The 18,992-nt window shown below is 38.2% G+C and carries 13 protein-coding genes; 8 read left to right on the forward strand and 5 right to left on the reverse strand.

The window, feature by feature from the left end; genetic code table 11:
- Positions 1-78 precede the first annotated feature (78 nt).
- Together QNI22_RS12465 and QNI22_RS12470 are read right to left on the reverse strand one after the other, a co-directional pair.
- Complete coding sequence (locus tag QNI22_RS12465; protein ID WP_314510959.1) at positions 79-714, reverse strand: RNA polymerase sigma factor; 636 nt, start codon at positions 712-714, stop codon at positions 79-81.
- 489 nt (positions 715-1,203) lie between these two features.
- Positions 1,204-1,617, reverse strand: coding sequence for a hypothetical protein (locus QNI22_RS12470; protein ID WP_314510960.1), 414 nt, complete (start codon positions 1,615-1,617; stop codon positions 1,204-1,206).
- A gap of 288 nt (positions 1,618-1,905) precedes the next feature.
- Here QNI22_RS12470 and QNI22_RS12475 point away from each other — a divergent pair, with 288 nt between their 5' ends.
- The 8 genes from QNI22_RS12475 to QNI22_RS12510 all read left to right on the forward strand — a co-directional run bounded on the left by QNI22_RS12475 (position 1,906) and on the right by QNI22_RS12510 (position 16,622).
- Complete coding sequence (locus QNI22_RS12475) at positions 1,906-2,070, forward strand: hypothetical protein (protein WP_314510961.1); 165 nt, start codon at positions 1,906-1,908, stop codon at positions 2,068-2,070.
- Between the two features lie 217 nt (positions 2,071-2,287).
- Positions 2,288-2,641 carry a hypothetical protein gene (locus QNI22_RS12480; protein ID WP_313976006.1) on the forward strand — a complete coding sequence of 118 codons (354 nt, stop codon included), beginning with the start codon at positions 2,288-2,290 and terminating at the stop codon, positions 2,639-2,641.
- Positions 2,642-2,929: 288 nt separating this feature from the next.
- Positions 2,930-3,754: an SDR family oxidoreductase gene (locus QNI22_RS12485; protein WP_314510962.1), complete on the forward strand. Its 825-nt coding sequence runs from the start codon at positions 2,930-2,932 to the stop codon at positions 3,752-3,754.
- A 286-nt stretch (positions 3,755-4,040) separates the two neighbouring features.
- Positions 4,041-6,422 (forward strand): ABC transporter permease, encoded by a 2,382-nt coding sequence (locus QNI22_RS12490; RefSeq protein WP_314510963.1) that lies wholly within the window; start codon positions 4,041-4,043, stop codon positions 6,420-6,422.
- 130 nt (positions 6,423-6,552) lie between these two features.
- Positions 6,553-9,000 carry an ABC transporter permease gene (locus QNI22_RS12495; protein ID WP_314510964.1) on the forward strand — a complete coding sequence of 816 codons (2,448 nt, stop codon included), beginning with the start codon at positions 6,553-6,555 and terminating at the stop codon, positions 8,998-9,000.
- Positions 9,001-9,247: 247 nt separating this feature from the next.
- The gene (locus QNI22_RS12500) at positions 9,248-11,632 is read left to right on the forward strand and encodes an ABC transporter permease (protein ID WP_314510965.1); all 2,385 of its coding nucleotides are present in this window, start codon (positions 9,248-9,250) and stop codon (positions 11,630-11,632) included.
- Positions 11,633-11,686: 54 nt separating this feature from the next.
- Positions 11,687-14,131 (forward strand): ABC transporter permease, encoded by a 2,445-nt coding sequence (locus QNI22_RS12505; RefSeq protein ID WP_314510966.1) that lies wholly within the window; start codon positions 11,687-11,689, stop codon positions 14,129-14,131.
- Between the two features lie 61 nt (positions 14,132-14,192).
- Positions 14,193-16,622 carry an ABC transporter permease gene (locus QNI22_RS12510; RefSeq protein WP_314510967.1) on the forward strand — a complete coding sequence of 810 codons (2,430 nt, stop codon included), beginning with the start codon at positions 14,193-14,195 and terminating at the stop codon, positions 16,620-16,622.
- A gap of 68 nt (positions 16,623-16,690) precedes the next feature.
- Here QNI22_RS12510 and QNI22_RS12515 read toward each other — a convergent pair whose 3' ends face one another.
- The 3 genes from QNI22_RS12515 to QNI22_RS12525 are packed head-to-tail and all read right to left on the reverse strand — an operon-like array spanning position 16,691 to position 18,846.
- Complete coding sequence (locus QNI22_RS12515; RefSeq protein WP_314510968.1) at positions 16,691-17,305, reverse strand: hypothetical protein; 615 nt, start codon at positions 17,303-17,305, stop codon at positions 16,691-16,693.
- Positions 17,306-17,317: 12 nt separating this feature from the next.
- Entirely contained in the window at positions 17,318-18,256 is a 939-nt protein-coding gene (locus QNI22_RS12520; protein WP_314510969.1) for an outer membrane beta-barrel protein, read from the reverse strand.
- Between the two features lie 5 nt (positions 18,257-18,261).
- Positions 18,262-18,846: a hypothetical protein gene (locus QNI22_RS12525; RefSeq protein ID WP_314510970.1), complete on the reverse strand. Its 585-nt coding sequence runs from the start codon at positions 18,844-18,846 to the stop codon at positions 18,262-18,264.
- Positions 18,847-18,992: the final 146 nt, after the last annotated feature.

The following is an 18,992-nucleotide window of genomic DNA, read 5'->3' on the forward strand; positions in this document are numbered from 1 at the left end:
GGTATTAGCCTTACGCCTTTATATTTTACCAAAAAAAATTAAAAAAATTTTATTTCATGTCTAATTTCATTTTACAGACTATATAAACAGGGTAAGAATGGCTATATAGGCTACTTCTACTACTGAAATGTTTTTCTTTAAAACCTGAATAGCATTATAGGTGGTATTATAAATCGTACGTATAGTTAATGACATCACTGTTGCGACTTCAGTAGGACTCATATCTTCATAGAATAACAGAAAGATGATCTCTCTTTGCCTTTTCGAAAGCTTCTTCAATGCATTATCAATGGAGTGCTTTTGTTCAAGTGCCCATTGACTCTGGATAATAGCATATTCCGGAGAAATTTCATGCAATCTATCATCATTCTCCTCCCATTCATCTGACACAACCCACTTATCGCCCTTCAGCTTTTTGTATAGTTTCGTTCGTAAGGATTTAAGCAGATAATTTTTAACAGATTCAGGATTTCCTATTGTCTGTCTATTGCGCCACAATTCAACAAATAAATCGTGTAAACAATCTTTTACAACTTCCCGGTCATGAATGATTTTTCGTCCATAGCGTAATAGCAAGGCAGCATGTATATTATATAGCATAGCATAGGCATTCTGATCGCCCTGCTTAAATGCTGTCCAATAATATCTGGCGCGTTCCATTTCGCTCATTTCAGAAACATGTCCGCATTCTGCACTGGTAGTTTTCCACATCATTTTACAGTCTTTATATAATTATTAAATCCATAAATACATTCAAATAATCCAAAATCAAAAAAGACATATGAGTACTGACTTTATAATTGATTTTGTAACAAGCGAAACTTCAGGCTAAAGAACAGATATAGTATGTACCTATAACAAATCTTGTTTAAGGCAGTAAATCATCAATCCGCTGTATGAAAAACAGGATTCAGTATCTATTTAGGCGAAAAATAAAGGTGTATACACTACTTACCAGTAATATAAACAAATGCCTGAATTAAAAGTAACATTTTTTATAAAGCTCACTTTCCTGTAGTCTCCTGTAAATCCTGTACAAACTACAAACATTCATATTTCCTTCATTATACAATCAGTAGCTTTCAAATGGATTAGACCTATAGTAGAATGGTATAGAGAGACAAAAAATACACTATATTGTATATAACTTATAACAAAGGATATACTCTCTTTTGCGTTTAAGAGAGAAAAAATATGTAAAAACTACTTATCCCGCAAAAGTGTAAAAGCAACTATATCCCAGGAATCATCTTCATCAAACTCACCTCCTTTATACGCCAGTTGAACTACACACTCTCTTTGTAGAGTATCATTCTCTTTATAAAACTTAACAGGTACAACAATCCTGTATTTGTTTGGAGTTTCTTGCTGGATTAAAAGATCACTATAGACAAATGTTCCTTTTGTAGAAGGTAAATCAATGCGTTCAGGAATTTTCCGGGCAATAACCTTAGAGATGTGATCATTTATAGTTTCTTCATAACTGGCATTTACCGATGGTGAAAACCATTGAAGTTTTTCCTCAATGTAATCGTAAAAGCATAGACCACAAAGATACATCAGTCCAATAATGATAATGATCTGTAATTGCTTGGATGAAATCCTGTTTTCTGACATAGTAACAATAAATAAGATTTCTCACTTGATCCATTTTCAGAATAGAACATCTGTGCAAAAATGTAAGACACAGATAAACAGATATTGGTGTATGAAAATACATCCTAAAAGAGGACATTACCAACTTTTTCTTTATTCTTTTGGTTTCATATACCTTTCAAAAGATCTCTGCCAATGTGGCATGTTTATTTAGCTGTAAAAGTAAAATTCATCTCATTACTTTATTTTTTTATGCTACATATTCTTTCACGTCCAATATTTACATCGGAAACTAACTCAAGGGACCTAATGTCAACTGAACCAGAAACGCCTAAACCTATAGAGCCGCCCCAACCTCCTGTAACTACTCCGCCACAGGAAATTCCGCCACCTGTAGTCCCACCTGTTACACCGCCTATGCCTCCTCCGGTACCTCCGCCTGTCCCTCAACCCAGCACTCGATATCTGAATTAAAAATATTTTTCAACACAATTTTATTCAGAAAATACTCAGACAGGCCTCTATAGTATCCAGCAGGCATAAATGGATAATTTCAAAACGCAGTATGATAATTACATGACACAAATTTGTGAAAGTCATTTGTAACTGTCATTCTCTTTTTTTATCTTCATAAAAATCGTTTACCTATTGGGCTTGACCGGCATCAATATATAATAACAAGCTTATATTTATGGATACAGAGAATGAGCAAATCTTAGAGATAAACTATTGTCTTCAGCTTATTGCCAATGCAGGTCTGGTCGCTCAGCGTGATCCGGAAGCACAGGGCTCCTGGGCGATCCGGGGGGGAAGCAGTTGTGAGAAGATAGGTTCATTAACCCTATTTCAACATCCATTCTGGATAATTTGTACACCACAATCTGAGACAGACGAAAGTACCTGGCAACTAATTTGCCATACCGGATATTCACACAGTTCACGTTTGTATTTCAGTTCTTTTGAACAAACGTTAAACAGACTATCTACTACCTATCAGTCACTTGGCTTATTGCCATCTATACAAAGTGAGGAATTAAATCCTTAAAATAAAAAAGTGGAACGCTACAGGTTCCACTTTTTTATTTCTGTATATAGATCTTTTTCTTTTATTTAAGTTTCCCTTCTCTGAGTACAACACACCTTTATAGCAATAAGTTAGTTGTCTATGAATTTCGCCACTAGTTTTTAGTTAGATTCAATCGTATAAAAATCCAATATATTCTTCCTTATATTAATTTTTCTTCTCTTCTTGTGTATACAGATGGCATATATACTATGACCATTATTACTACATAACGATATACTTCATTGATCTAACTTATTGAGAAAGCTTATGTCTTTTCAAGGAAAAACCGTTTTCATTACTGGTGCCAGCAGGGGTATTGGCCACGCGATTGGAATACGTTTGGCAAAGGAAGGTGCTAATATTGTAATAGCAGCCAAAACAACAGAGCCTCATCCCAAACTTCCAGGCACCATTTATACAGCCGCTGAAGATATGGAAAAAGCAGGTGGGAAAGCATTGCCACTTGTAGTAGACATTCGTTATGAAGATCAGGTGCGTACGGCAGTAGAAAAAGCAGTGGAAACATTTGGAGGTATTGATATACTAATTAATAATGCCAGTGCCATTAATCTGACAGGTACTCTGCAAACAGATATGAAGCGATATGACCTGATGCATCAGATTAATACGCGAGGCACATTCTTATGCTCTCAAACATGTCTGCCTCATCTTCTTAAGGCAGAAAACCCACATGTGCTGAATCTTTCACCTCCTCTGAGTATGGAAACCCGATGGTTTGCACCTCATGTAGCCTATACGATGGCTAAATTTGGAATGAGTATGTGCGTACTGGGTATGGCGGGCGAATTTAAAGGCAAAGTCGCCTTCAATGCATTATGGCCACGAACAGCCATTGCCACTGCAGCTGTAGCCAACATTCTGGGAGGAGATGAGATGATTAAACATAGTCGTACGCCAGAAATACTAGCAGATGCAGCGTATTATATACTAAGGAGAGATCATAAAACAACCACAGGTAATTTCTTTATTGATGATGAAATTCTGGCTTCTGAAGGAATTACAGATCTGTCATCCTACAATGTTACTCCAGGTTTGAAACCAGAAGAACTTACGAAGGATTTCTTTATTTAACCCTCTTTGATAATTTTTTCATCTGTCTTTTGCACCAACCCAAAAGACAGATGAAAAACTGATATATAGTTCAGCCTAAACAACGTCTATTTCCCATATTAATTCCAGTTTTGAATCTGTTCACGGTCGAACAGTATCTGTTCACAAACGGACAGTTTTAGAAGGACACACTCCTGAAAAACCGCAAAATTAACTCAAAAACGCTCTTCCTAAGATTTGGTGCATTGTTTGTGTTCAGAAAACCAAACTGCTTTCTGTATACACTATCACTACCCGAATTAAAACTATGATTCGAAACTACATCAAAATTGCCTTTCGAAATCTTTTGAAGAACAAAGCGTATTCATCCATCAATATTCTGGGATTATCTGTAGGTATGGCAGTAGCCATTCTGATAGGGTTATGGATTTATGATGAACTTTCTTATGACAAGTACCATACGAACTATGATCGTTTAGCACAGGTCTATCAGAATCAAACCTTTAGTGGCACTACAGGTACCAGCGCTGCAATTCCTGTTCCGCTAGCAGGAGAGCTACGCACTAAGTATGGGGATGATTTCAAATCACTGGCTTTAGCTTCCTGGAACTTTGAACATATTCTAGCTTTTGAGGACAAGAAGTTCACCAAAGAAGGAATGTTCACAGAGCCCGAACTTCCAAAAATGCTTTCTCTGAAAATGATACAAGGCACATTAGATGGATTGAAAGATCCCTCCTCTATCCTTATTACCCAATCGCTGGCTGAAACACTTTTTGGAGATACTGACCCTATCAATAAGATCATAAAACTAGATAATAAAACGACTTTAAAAGTAACAGGTGTCTATGAAGATCTTCCTTATAACTCAACCTTACACAGTACCTCATTTTTAATTCCCTGGGAAAAATACCTTACTCTGCAAAACTGGGTAAAAGAGTCACAAACCCAATGGAACAACAATTCTTTCCAGCTATTTGTCCAGATTGCTGATAAAGCAGATTTTGGAAAGATCAATTCAAAAATTAAAAATGTTGTTCAGTCACATCGTGCCAAAGGTGAAGATGACAAGCCTGTTGCATTCCTGCATCCTATGAGTCAATGGCATTTGTATTCTGAGTTTAAAAATGGCATAAATATAGGCGGACGCATTCAGTTTGTATGGTTGTTTGGTATTATCGGAACATTTGTATTATTACTGGCCTGTATCAACTTTATGAACTTAAGTACCGCCCGTAGTGAAAAACGAGCTAAAGAAGTAGGTATTCGAAAAGCAATTGGGTCAGTCAGACAACAATTGATTGGACAATTTCTCAGCGAATCACTTGTTATTGCAGGAATTGCATTTCTGGTTGGGGTATTTCTGGTACTTTGTACACTACCCTGGTTTAATACACTAGCAGATAAAGAGATGAGTATCCTCTGGACAAATCCTGTTTTCTGGATAGCCTGTCTTACCTTTACAGCTTTTACAGGTCTGATCTCAGGCAGCTACCCAGCCTTTTATTTATCTTCTTTCCAACCTGTTAAAGTATTGAAAGGTACCTTCAAAGCTGGTCGATTGGCATCCTTACCACGTAAAGTATTGGTAGTGGTACAATTTACAGTGTCTGTCAGTCTCATTATTGGAACTATTATTGTCTTTCGTCAGATCCAGTATGCGAAAAACCGTCCGATTGGTTATGATCGGGAAGGGCTCATCACGGTTATGATGAATACGCCAGAGTTGTATGGACACTATGATGTTCTTCGCAGTGACTTGATTAAAACAGGTGCTGTAGAAAACATGAGTGAATCTTCCAGTCCTACAACAGGGGTATGGTCTAACCAGATTGGTTTTGACTGGGAAGGCAAAGACCCAAACATGCTAGCCTTGTTTGGTACTATTGCGGTTACCCATGATTATGGTAAAACAGTAGGCTGGCAATTTAAAGAAGGTCGGGATTTTTCCAGGGAATACGCTACAGATAGTGTTGGTTTTGTATTCAATGAGGCAGCTGTTAAGTATGCTGGAATAAAAGATCCTGTAGGAAAGACAGTTAGATTTAATGACAAAAAATATACAATCATTGGGATCATTAAAGATATGGTAATGGAATCCCCTTTTGATCCGATTAAACCCACCATATTCCTGTTAGATTATGGATGGGCTAACGTTATTACCGTTAAAATGAAAGCAGGTATAAACTCAAAGGATGCTCTTGCAAAAGTTGAAGCTGTTTTCAAAAAACATAATCCGGGTAGTCCTTTTGACTTCAAGTTTGTTGATAAAGAATATGAACAAAAGTTTCGTGCAGAAGAACGTATAGGCACACTAGCTAGCTTTTTTGCCTCACTGGCTATATTTATCAGCTGTTTGGGACTGTTTGGCCTAGCCTCCTTTATGGCAGAGCAACGTACCAAAGAGATTGGTATTCGGAAAGTGCTTGGGGCTTCTGTTGTTAACTTATGGCAATTGCTATCGAAAGACTTTGTTACCTTAGTTATTATTTCATTCCTTATCGCTGCGCCGATTGCCTACTTTACGATGAGTCAATGGCTCGAAAAATACGAATATCGTTCTGAAATCAGTTGGTGGGTATTTATCTTATCAGGAGTTGGAGCCATGGTAATTACACTGTTAACCGTAAGCTTCCAGGCTATAAAAGCTGCTTTGGCCAATCCCGTAAAATCGTTACGTTCCGAATAAAGCTCAAGTATATATTGTTTCTGCAATCAGCCGGAACACCTATTCTTCTACCTTTTCAGGTAGAGGAATAGGTGTTTATAAAATAAATAGTTATTCTGCTATATTTCCCATTCATCTAACATACACTCCTATGCTTCGTAACTATATCAAAATTGCACTACGAAATTTATGGAAGAACAAAGGTTTTTCTCTGATCAATATTATTGGGTTGGCAGTAGGGATATCCATCTGTCTACTGATTGTAATCTATATCCAGAGTGAACTTGGTTATGATCGGTTCAATGAAAAAGCAGATCGTATATATCGGATGGTTCTGGAACGCCGGTATCCAGGACGTTCTACCTCCTACTCTATTATTCCTCATTCCATAGGAGAAGCTGTTCAGAAAGAATATTCAGAAGTTCAGCAATGTATGCGGATGTATGCGGATGGTGGTAATACAATTTTTATTCGGATAGGTAATCAGGTATTTGAAGAGAATCATGTCATCTTTGCTGACTCAAACTTTTTTCAAGTCTTTACAATTCCGTTAACTCAAGGTAACCCACAAACAGCACTTAACAAACCCAACGCAGTTGTTCTGACAGAGGAAACTGCCTTAAAGTATTTTGGAACCTTAAATGTTCTGAATAAAACAATAAAACTTGATGCAGGAGGCAATGATTTGATTGTAACGGGTGTATGCTCTAAAGTACCCGAAAATTCTCATTTCACGTTTGATCTGCTGGCAGCCTCATCCGGTATAGATTTCACCAAACAAATAAACTACACAGGCTTTGACGCGTATACATATTTTCTGCTACAACCCAATGCTTCTGCCAAATCACTAGAGGCAAAGTTCCCCAAGATCATTGAAAAGTATGTAGCAGGAGAAATAGCCCGTACATTTGATATCTCCTACGAGCAGTTTCAGGCAGCTGGTAATGGATACAATTATTCTCTACAACCATTACTGGATATCCATTTGCACTCAGACCTGGAAGCAGAACTCAAACCGAATGGTAGCATCTCTACTATTTATATATTTTCAGTCATTGCTGGATTTATTTTGTTGATTGCCTGTGTGAACTTTGTAAATCTGGCTACAGCCCGCTCTGTAGAACGAGCTAAAGAAGTAGGTATTCGAAAAACCTTTGGCTCTGAGCGAAAAATGCTGGTCATGCAATTTCTTACTGAGGCGGTTGTGATCAGTGTCTTTAGCTTTATTACGTCCTGTCTCCTATTACTTATTCTTCTACCTTTCTTCAATAAGATCTCTGGCAAAGAGCTATCATTAGGCTTTTTATTGAATCCTGTATTCATGCCAGGATTTTTACTTTTTTCTATTCTGATTGGTCTTGTGGCTGGCAGCTATCCGGCTCTTATATTGTCCTCATTTCAGCCACTGGCAGTGCTTCGAGGAAAGTTCAAACACAATCAGAGGGGGATTGAATTACGCAATGGATTGGTGATCTTTCAGTTTAGTATTTCAATTATTCTTATCATCTGCACAATTGTTGTTTTTAAACAGATGCAGTTTATGCAAGGAGATCGCTTGGGCTTTCAAAAAGATCATATCATTACCTTACAGCGAACAGATCTTTTAACTACAAAAACAAAAGCGTTCAAAACTGAGCTCAAAAAAATTGCTGGAGTTGAAGATGTCTCAGGTGCATCGTCTATGCCTGGTGGTCAAAACTTTTTTGGTATGACAATGAAAGCAGAAGGAGTAAAAGAACCACTCACAGGAAGAGGATTAGTTGTAGATAATGATTTTGCCTCTACACTCAAACTGGAAATAGTCAAAGGTCGCAGCTTTTCCGATAAATTTCCGTCTGATTCATTGGCTGTTATGCTGAATGAAAAAGCGGTAGCAGAACTAGGACTAGCCAATCCTATTGGTGCACGGCTTACCAGTCCGGACCCTTTTCTGAATCAGCCCGGCAAGCCTGGTCAAACCTACTACACAGTTGTAGGAATTCTCAAAGATTTTCATTTTCAATCACTGCACCAAAAAATCACTCCCCTTATTCTGCTTAACACAAGCAAGTTTGGAGAAGTATCACCCTTAACCAGCCTACGCATTCAGTCTGATAAGTTTCAGCATACACTTACTACCATTGAATCTCTGTGGCATCAGTTTCTTCCACAGCAGCCGTTTCACTATTCCTTTCTGGATCAGGATCTGGCTGCATTATATCATGCCGAACAAACCTCTCAGCGCGTATTTGGTGTATTTTCTATACTAGCGATTTTTATAGCCTGTATGGGTTTACTGGGTCTGGCAGCCTATACTACCCAGCAACGCACCAAAGAGATTGGAGTACGCAAGGTATTAGGCGCTTCAGTACAACAGATTATCGTATTACTGTCCAGAGATTTTATAAGACTGGTAGGCATTTCTTTTGTGCTAGCCTCGCCCATAGCCTGGTGGGTAATGAGTCGATGGTTGGAGAACTTTGCTTACCGAACCGGACTAAGCTGGTGGATTTTCGTTGTAGCGGGAATTGCAGCTACAGGCATAGCTTTGCTAACCATTAGTTATCAAGCCGTTAAAGCGGCTCTTACCAATCCGGTAAAAGCTCTTCGTACAGAATAGATTATTCGCATTTTACTCTCTTGTATTGTAACTAATTATACTTTCTACTGTTCGCAAACGTGCAGTATTGTCCATTATCGGACAATATTCGCGTTATGCATGCCCTTTATTTGCAGATAAAGGGCTTTTTTTATTTTGGCATATAGCTTGTTTCTCGATAGGGACTCAGTATTTCTTGTTCCTGTAATCTGGTACCATAAAGATACTCAGGTTAGGTATACTGTAACTCTACCTACTCACTACAACTATGCTTAAGAATCTACTACAAGTCGCGTTCCGGAACTTAACCAAAGACAAAGGTTTTAGTCTGTTAAATATTCTTGGACTAACCATTGGAATTACCTTTAGCTTATTCTTATTGTTTTATATAAGGGATGAGCTAAACTTTGATCGTTACCATACAAAAGCAGACCATATTTACCGCATTATCACCCACCTGCAGGAACCAGAACGAACTGATCATGTAGCTATTACCCAATTTGTACTTGCCCCGGCATTGAAGAAAGAATATCCGGAAGTAGAGCAAGCGGTCCGCTTTGTCGGAAAAGGGCGAACGCTGTTAAAAAACGGAGAGCAGCATCTTTTTGAAGACAAAATATTCTTTGCAGACAGTAATCTATTTGAGGTATTTACCTATCCCTTTCTTGAAGGAGATCCGAAAACAGCCTTGTTAGCGCCTAACTCTATTCTATTAACAGAAACACTGGCGAAAAAACTTTTTTCAACAACTAAAGATCTAACTGGTAAATCCTTGCAAACATCTAATGGAACAGTATATAAAATAACAGGAATTCTACAGGATATACCACTTAATTCACATATCCGATTCAATGCACTCCTATCTGTAAGCACACTCCCAAAAGACTTCGGCAATAACTGGGGTAATTTTGGCTTTTTCACCTATGTATTACTCAATCCTGCTGTAAACCCATCCGCATTTGAAAAAAAGCTGTTGCCTATGTATGATAAATACATGGCAAGTATTTTTGCACCTTTCAATGTCAAAATGCATTATGGCGTCCAACCTATTACTGATATCCATCTTCACTCTACACTAAATGGTGAACCTGAAGAACTCGGTAGTATGTCGTACATTTATACGTTTTCGATTGTAGCGGTATTCATGTTGCTCATTGCCAGTATCAACTACATGAATTTAACAACAGCACGATCTGCACGCAGAGCAAAGGAAATAGGTATTCGTAAAGTAGCAGGCTCGACACAATTTCAATTGATTCTGCAGTTTTTGACAGAATCAATTGTATTGACATTTGTCTCCTTTATAGTAAGCATAGTATTTATTTTTTTCCTGATTCCGGTATTTAATACATTATCAGGCAAGCTATTTAAATTTAGTACTCTTTTTCATCCGTTTACATTTCTTTCGCTGATTGGCATTATAGTACTGGTAGGTCTGATTGGAGGTAGTTATCCAGCGTTTTATCTGGCTAAATTTAATCCTGTATCTGTATTAAAGGGCAGTCTGGCTAAAGGGTCCAGTAACATAGCCTTACGGAGAGTGTTGGTTGTAATGCAGTTTTCCATTTCTATGATTATGTTGATCTGCACCTGGATAGTATATGACCAGTTGCAGTTTTTACGCACCAAAGATCTGGGGTATGACAAGGAACAGGTAATGGTTATTAATTTGAACCAACAAGGTGATGTAAAGAGCAAATTACGTTTGCTTCAAAATGAATTACGTAAAAATTCACAGATAATTGATGTAAGTACATCCAATGCTACACCGGGGTCTGATGCCAGCAAAATCTTATTTGAGATAGAATCGAAAAATGGTTTTACCAATTACGCTTCTGATATTTATGGTATAGATCCATTCTATTTAAAAACATTGGGTATTAAACTCGTTGAAGGAAGAAACTTTACCGAAACAGATCAGTCTGATACCTTACGAAGAGCCATTGTCAATGAAGCGATGCTGAAGCAAATGGGCTGGCAGGAAGCTTTAGGTAAAAAGATCCGCTTTGCAGGTGATACAGCCAATACTATGGAAGTAATTGGTGTGGTAAAAGACTTCCACCAAAGATCTCTTTATAACCCTATAGAGCCTCTCATTCTTGTATATCGGCAAAATAACAATACCATTCAGGTTAAAGTCAGCAATCAGAATATTCCTGCCACAGTTGGTTATGTAGAAAAACAGGTCAAATCCGTATTTCCGGATGAGCCATTTCAATACACCTTCCTGGATCAGGACTTTACCACTCAGTTTGCAGCCGACCAGCGGAGAGGCCAGATATTTACCGCTTTTTCATCTCTGACTATATTAATAGCCTGTCTGGGCCTATTGGGATTGGTAGCATTCACTACCCAGCAACGACAAAAGGAAATCAGCATCCGGAAAATACTGGGAGCTGAAACAGGAAACTTATTCCTTCTCATCAATAAGAATTTTCTGCTTCTGATAGGAGTAGCCTGTATTATATCCTTTCCTGTCTCGTATTATTTTATGCATCAATGGTTGAGTACTTTCCCATATCGTACACCTTTAAAGCCTGAAACCTTTATTATTTCAAGCCTGGTGATTCTACTTATCACGCTCTTAACAGTAAGCTACCATACAATCAGGGCAGCTTTATCAAATCCTGTTAACGCCTTACGATCTGAATAAGTCCAAACAAAGCCCATACCTAAACTTATGGGCTTGCTTTTAAACTTTTCTTGTATGATACAGAATTATCTTAAAATCGCTCTTCGCAATTTAAATCGCTTCAGAAGCTTTGCGTTCATTAACATTATTGGTTTGACAATGGGTATGACCTGTTGTTTTATGATTTTGTTGTTTGTGCGCAATGAATTAAGCTTTGATACTTTTCACGAAAAGTTTGACAGAATATATCGTATCACATACAATCCAAAATTTGCGGAGTTACCTACTGCACTGGCTGTGCTTCCACCCCCTGTAGCTCCTTTATTGCCTGGCTATTTTCCTCAGATGGAAACTGCTGCCCGTATGTATCGCCGTAATGCCAGTATGGCTGTCAATCAGGGCGATATAAAAAAGAGTTTTGAGGAAGAAAACTTCTTCTTTGCGGATTCTTCTATCCTGCAAATGTTCTCCTTCGCATTCCTGAAGGGAGATCCTAAAACGGCTCTTAATGAAACATTTACCATAATTCTGACAGAGGAGATGGAGAAGAAATATTTTGGTAGTCAATCGGCATTAGGACAAACAATCCTGTTTGGAGGTATGCATCCAATGAAAGTAACAGGTGTTGTCAAAGAATTTCCAGACAACTCACATATTCATTTCAATTTCATCTCCAACTATCAAACCATGTTCGCGCTGGAGAATCCTGAAGCACGGGAAAACCTGCCTCGCAACTGGATTATCAGCCATTCATTCACCTATGTATTATTAAAACCAAATCAGAATCCTGCATCAGTAAATGCCCGATTCCCTCAGTTTTTACTGGATCATGCTCCCAAACAATTCAGCAAAGACATAGAATATCAGTTACAACCGATGCGTGATTTTCACCTCAGATCTAATCTGGGAGGAGAAGCTGAGGCTCCTGGAAATATCACTTATTTATATGTGTTTACAGGTGTTGCTTTTATTACATTACTGATTGCTTGTATCAACTTTGTCAACCTTTCTACAGCTCGTTCACTGAAACGTGCTAAAGAAGTAGGTATGCGTAAAGTACTGGGGGCAGAGAGAAAACACCTTATTCAGCAGTTTCTAGGTGAATCCTTTTTACTGGCGTCGATTGCCTTTCTATGTTCGTTTATCCTGATTCAGTTATTCTTACCTGTAATGAATACACTAACAGGAAAACACTTGTCATTCTCTACTTTACTAAATGATCCTATTCTCATACCTTCCTTTATTGGAATATTTCTCATAACCAGTTTGCTGGCAGGTAGCTATCCGGCATTTTTCGTATCAGCCTTCCAGCCTATTACTACATTAAAAGGAAGCTATACCAGTGAAAAAGCGAAGGGAGGAATTTTGCGGCAAGCATTGGTGGTTGTACAGTTTGCAGCATCTATAGGGCTAATCATTGCGGCAAGCATCGCCTTCAATCAGTTGCATTTTATGCGTAATCAACCTTTAGGATTTGAGAAAGACTACATTATTACGGCACCTCTGTTTAGTCAGAACCTGAACAATATATTCCTTCCATCTAACGATAGCCTGTATCAAAAGATCAAAACGTTTAGAAATGTACTAAAACAGAATCCGTCTATTGAGGAAGTAACATTATCCAGTCAGGCATTGGGTCAGGGAAGCACACGAAGAGGAATTGTACCGGAAGGCTTTACAAAAGAAGACAACAAATTTATTGCCTGTCTGGCAGTAGATTACAACTTTCTGAAAACCTATAACATGAAATTACTGGCAGGACGGGATTTTTCGGAAGACTTTGAAACAGATAAACAGGCCGCCTTTCTTATCACTGAAACCGGAGCTAAATCGTTCGGATGGACTACTCCGGCTAAAGCCTTGGGTAAAACTATTGACAGAGAAGGAAAACAAGGAAAGATTATTGGAGTAATACAGGATTTTCATGCAGAAACATTGTCTCAACCATTGGAAGGTGTTCTTATAGATGTTGATATTCCTCAACTGAACTTATTCTCAATAAAGATCAGTTCAAGCAATGTACCTCAGACACTCAGTTTCCTGGAGAAGAAATGGTCTGAGTATTTCCCGGAAAAGGCATTTGAATATGACTTTCTTGATACATCCATTGCCCGTCAGTACGAAAGTGATCAGCGTCTGGGAAATATCATCAGCTACTTTGCCGGGTTGGTTGTTCTTATTTCCTGCCTGGGTCTGTATGGTCTTATTTCTCTGGTAGCACAACAAAAAGTAAAGGAAATAGGTATTCGAAAAGTATTGGGAGCTTCGATCAGTCAGATAGTAATCCTTCTGTCAAAAGATTTTATCAAACTTGTCCTTATCTCATTTGTTATTGCGGTCCCTGTTGCGTGGTACTTTATGAATAAATGGCTACAAGGATTTGCCTTTCGGATTGATATTTCGTGGTGGATATTTTTACTGGCAGGTATTCTGGCAATGATTGTAGCTCAGGCCACAGTAAGCTATCAGGCCATTCGTGCAGCAAGAGCTAATCCTGTCAAATCCCTTAGATCTGAATAAAGATCACCGTTCGATAAAATAAATTTTCCAGAATCTAACTCACCTAACGAATCAAACAACTATGCTAAGAAACTACTTTAAGATTGCAATGCGGAATCTGTGGCGTAACAAAGGTTTTTCAGCAACAAACATCTTTGGTTTATCTATTGGTATTGCCACCTGTCTGTTAATTATGTTATATGTTCTGGATGAGATCAGCTATGATCGTTTTTACTCCAACGCAGATCGTATATACAGACTTAATTCGGATATCAAATTTGGAGGCAATCAGATGAGTCTAGCTGTAATGCCCGCCCCAACTGGTGCTGCATTGGTGCGTGATTACCCATTGGTAGAAGCTGCTGCACGTATACGACAAACAGGAAGTATACTGGTAAAAAAAGGAAACGAAAACATCAAAGAAGATGGACAAAATGTCGGCTATGCAGACTCAACTATTTTCAGAGTTTTCTCTTTTCCAATGCTGTATGGCAACCCAGACAAAGCACTTACAGAGCCTCATACACTTGTTATTTCTGAACGAATAGCCCAGAAATACTTTGGGGAGTCCAATGTGGTAGGTAAAACAATGATTCTGGATGATAAACAACCCTACAAAGTAGTGGGTGTTATAGAGAATCTTCCAACCAATTCACATTTAAAAATTGATTTCTTTCTTACGATGCTTGACCATGAAGATAGTAAGATTGATAATTGGGTAAGTCACAACTACACCACCTATTTATTGTTGAAAGAGGGAGTAAAACCAGCTCAGTTAGAAGCAGTATTTGATAATCTACTTTTAAAATATGTAGGCCCCCAAATAAAACAAGCATTTGGCTCTACGCTGAATGACTTAAAAAAGTCAGGAAGCTATCTTAATTATAGCCTGATGCCTGTTTCTGATATCCATCTGTATTCAGACCGTGTGGCTGAAGTATCTCCTAATAGTAATGTTCAGTATGTTTATATTTTCTCTGCTGTAGCCTTTTTCATACTGCTTATTGCCTGTATCAACTTTATGAACCTGGCTACAGCCCGTTCAGCTAATCGAGCAAAAGAAGTAGGTGTACGAAAAGTTCTTGGATCTTACCGGAGCAGTTTAATTTATCAGTTTCTTACAGAATCTATTTTGTTAACAGGTATTGCGTTTGTCCTTGCATTGGGTATAGGAGTGATATTACTCCCTTTATTTAATGACTTATCAGGCAAACAAATGACTATGTCTGTCATTGAACATCCCCTGATTATACCTGTACTATTATTATTCACCCTATTTACAGGTTTATTGGCAGGAAGTTATCCGGCATTCTTTTTATCTGCATTTGAGCCTATTCAGGTATTAAAGGGTAAGCTAAGTCAAGGAGCTAAAAGCAGTAGCTTACGGAGTTCATTGGTTGTATTTCAGTTTCTGGCCTCTGTCTTTTTGATTATATGTACTGTTGTTATCTATCAGCAACTCACCTTCATTCAAAACAAACAATTAGGGTTCAATAAAGAACAGGTACTTATTGTTAATGATGCCAGTGCATTAGGAAACAGCACAGAAAGCTTCAAAAATGAAGTCTTGCGTTTGGAAGAAGTGAAAAATGGAACTATTACCGGATATCTTCCTGTACCCTCCTGGCGTAGCGACAATCTTTATTTTCCGGAAGGAGAAATAAGACAGGATAAAGCAGTCTCTATACAAAGCTGGAATGTAGATTATGATTATATTCAAACGATGGGAATGCAGATCATTAAAGGCCGAGACTTTGATAAACAGTTACCGACAGACTCTTCTGGTATTATTATTAATGAAACTGCTGCTAAACTCTTTGGTTATTCCAATCCGATTGGAAGACGCATCTCTGCTTTAACTGATTTTAAAACTCAGCAAACACGTGCCTACACAATCGTTGGAGTAGTCAAAAACTTTAATTTTGAGTCTCTGAGACAAAATATTGGTGCTGTATGCTTTACACTTGGAAATGCACCTGGCAGTGTTAGTTTTCGTCTGAGTACAGAAAATATACCTGCTACTATTTCAAAAATTGAAGCCAAATGGAAAACTATTGCTCCGGGGCAGCCATTTAACTATCAGTTTATGGATGAGGCATTTACCAACGTATATCAGAGTGAGCAAAAAGTGGGTAAGCTATTTATCACATTTGCCCTACTTGCTATCTTTATAGCTTGTCTGGGCTTATTTGGATTATCAGCCTATTCAGCTGAACAACGTACCAAAGAAATTGGTATTAGGAAAGTTCTCGGAGCCAGTATATCCAATATTGTTGCCCTGTTATCCAAAGATTTTTTAAAACTCATATTGATTGCCAATGGTATAGCCTTTCCATTAGCCTACTGGGCTATGAGTACCTGGTTACAGGACTTTGCTTTTAAGGTCAACATTCAGTGGTGGGTGTTTTTGATAGCAGGTATAGCAGCTTTGTTGATTGCTTTGTTAACCGTAAGCTTCCAGGCCATCAAGGCAGCCTTGATCAATCCGGTTAAATCTTTGCGATCTGAATAATATAAGAATCTGATTTCTACAATCCTCAGAAACTATCAACAAAGGCTAGCTTCTGGGGATTGTATTTTTTAGAATGTAAGTGCTAAACCGGTTGAAGGTCTGACAATGGTACGATCCAGATCTTTTCCATACAACAGATTACAGTTTATTGTCCAGGCAACAGAACCCAGTTTAAGCTGAACTCCTGCTGTAGAGGAATAATAATCAAAATGATCTCTTTGTAAAGAAGTACCGTCGCTATTTGCCAGTAACTGATTACCAAAATATTGAGTCCCCGAACCAGTACTGACTCGTAATACCTCCGCAATAAGGAACCCCACCTCCCATTGATAATGCAGATTGTAACGATTCTGCTCGGTCTCGTTGACAATTGTAAACTTTTGATCCTGAATCATAGAGGTTATTGTAGTTCGATTCAAACTTCCTGCACTACCATACACACCAAGATATGTTTTCTTATGATCTTTACTCTCTGCTAGCTTTATTCCTACCAGTCCATCCAGTTGCCAGTTCAGGTGATTTTCTTCGAATTGATCAAAGCTCTGATTACCGGGTCCCAAGTAGTAATTTACAGCACCTCCCAATTGTACTTTAATCCCTCCACCCTCTTTTTGTGCCATGGTCAGCGTTGAAAATCCCAGAAATAGAATTAATGTATATAATGTAAAAACAAATGTTTTCATAGTTGTAATATGTTATAGTTTATACCCAATCCCAAACTGCAGTATAGTCAGACCTGCACCAATATCACCAAATACCATCAAACCTGGCTGCGCTTCATAATCCACCCCTATTCGCGCCTGGATACCAAGACTAAATGCACGACTATTGGAACGTACCTGCAACATGCGATCATCATTGTTATCAACAGCTAGAACCGACTCTGACTTCAGGAATGAACCATTGATCCCAATTCCTACCAAGATATAAGGTTTTGCACGTCCTGTACCAAACCTACGTTTCGCATATGCATTCAGCAAAAGCAGCGTTTCATTTAACTTTCGGTTAATCTGCAGGCTGTCATAAGAATCATACTCATTCTGTGTAAACCGAAATCCAGCTACCCCAAATGTAATCCCCATACGAAAGTTTTCTTTAAACTGGGCATCGTAGCTAAATCCTATTCCGGGAAACCTAAGAGCAGAAGTATACTGATCTATATTACTAACTTTCGTAAATCCTCTGATGAATCCCAGATGGAAATGAATTTCTGGTTGGGAAAAGTTTTCACGGGCAAAAAACTTATCTACTTTCTTATCAGCAGATTCTTTCTGGTCTTCCTGAGAAACAGTATCAACTTTTGCAGTGTCAACAGCAACAGCTGCAGGGGGCTGAACCGATTGCCTAAAAAAACTACTATCACTCTTAGCCAGAATATCTTTTACCTGATTTCGATAGCTTATAGCATATACATCTGTTCTGGGCATAGTATAAATTGGCCCATCCGGAATATCTGTCCGTTTGTATTTGACATATTGTAAATCAACTTCGGTAACCAAGCCATAAACTATATCACCATTTTTCTTGATAATCACATCAAAAGAATTGGAAACAGGTTGACTTTGTGCATAGCTCATCATAGTGCTTATGAACATCAGACTTACCAGTACACTTTTTAGAATTGTATTTTTCATAATTCTCATAAATTACTGTTTTGCCATTTCTGGTAGGTGATATCTTTGAATATGCCATTTGTTCCCTCTAATACCTGTGTTGAGTCTTGTGTATTTACCAAATGAAAAGCAAATGTTCCTGCAATCAGATTCTTATCTGTGCTCTGCCGATCAATTTGCAGAAAAGTAGTAGAATCAGGGTTTATTAGTTGGTAGGAAGTATACTCATCATTAGAAACCTGATCCAGCACCTCCGCCTCTGTTATTTTTCCATATTCTGAGAATTGGGTAGAGTATCGTCCTTTTAACTGATCCGGTTGTTGAACAGCAAACCGAATAGTAATCTTTCGGTTTAACCCTGCTTCATTCTGCCCATTCAAAATCATGCGATATGTATAATACAACAGGCCAGCGGTGTCGGTCTCACTTTTGTAAACTATTGCTTTTTCAAGGCCTACTACGAACGTATTTCGAGATTGCCAGGCTTTGCCATTGATATCCACAGAAATTTCAGGATCTCTCACAATCCCTATGTCATCAACAGAATGATTACAGGCTATTGTTGTTAATGCCAGGCCTAGAACTAATGCCTGTATAAGTTTTTTTTTCATGTAAATCGGAGAATAATTACTGCAAACAGGCAAAATTTCATGCCGTTATTCGTTTTATATCCAGATTCGAAAATGTTTCCCATACAGTGGTCTATTGAGTACAAAGTGTAGAATACACACTACAGTAAGAGGCTTTTAGCTAAAGA

It is taken from the genome of Xanthocytophaga agilis, from assembly GCF_030068605.1.
Lineage (GTDB): Bacteria > Bacteroidota > Bacteroidia > Cytophagales > 172606-1 > Xanthocytophaga > Xanthocytophaga agilis.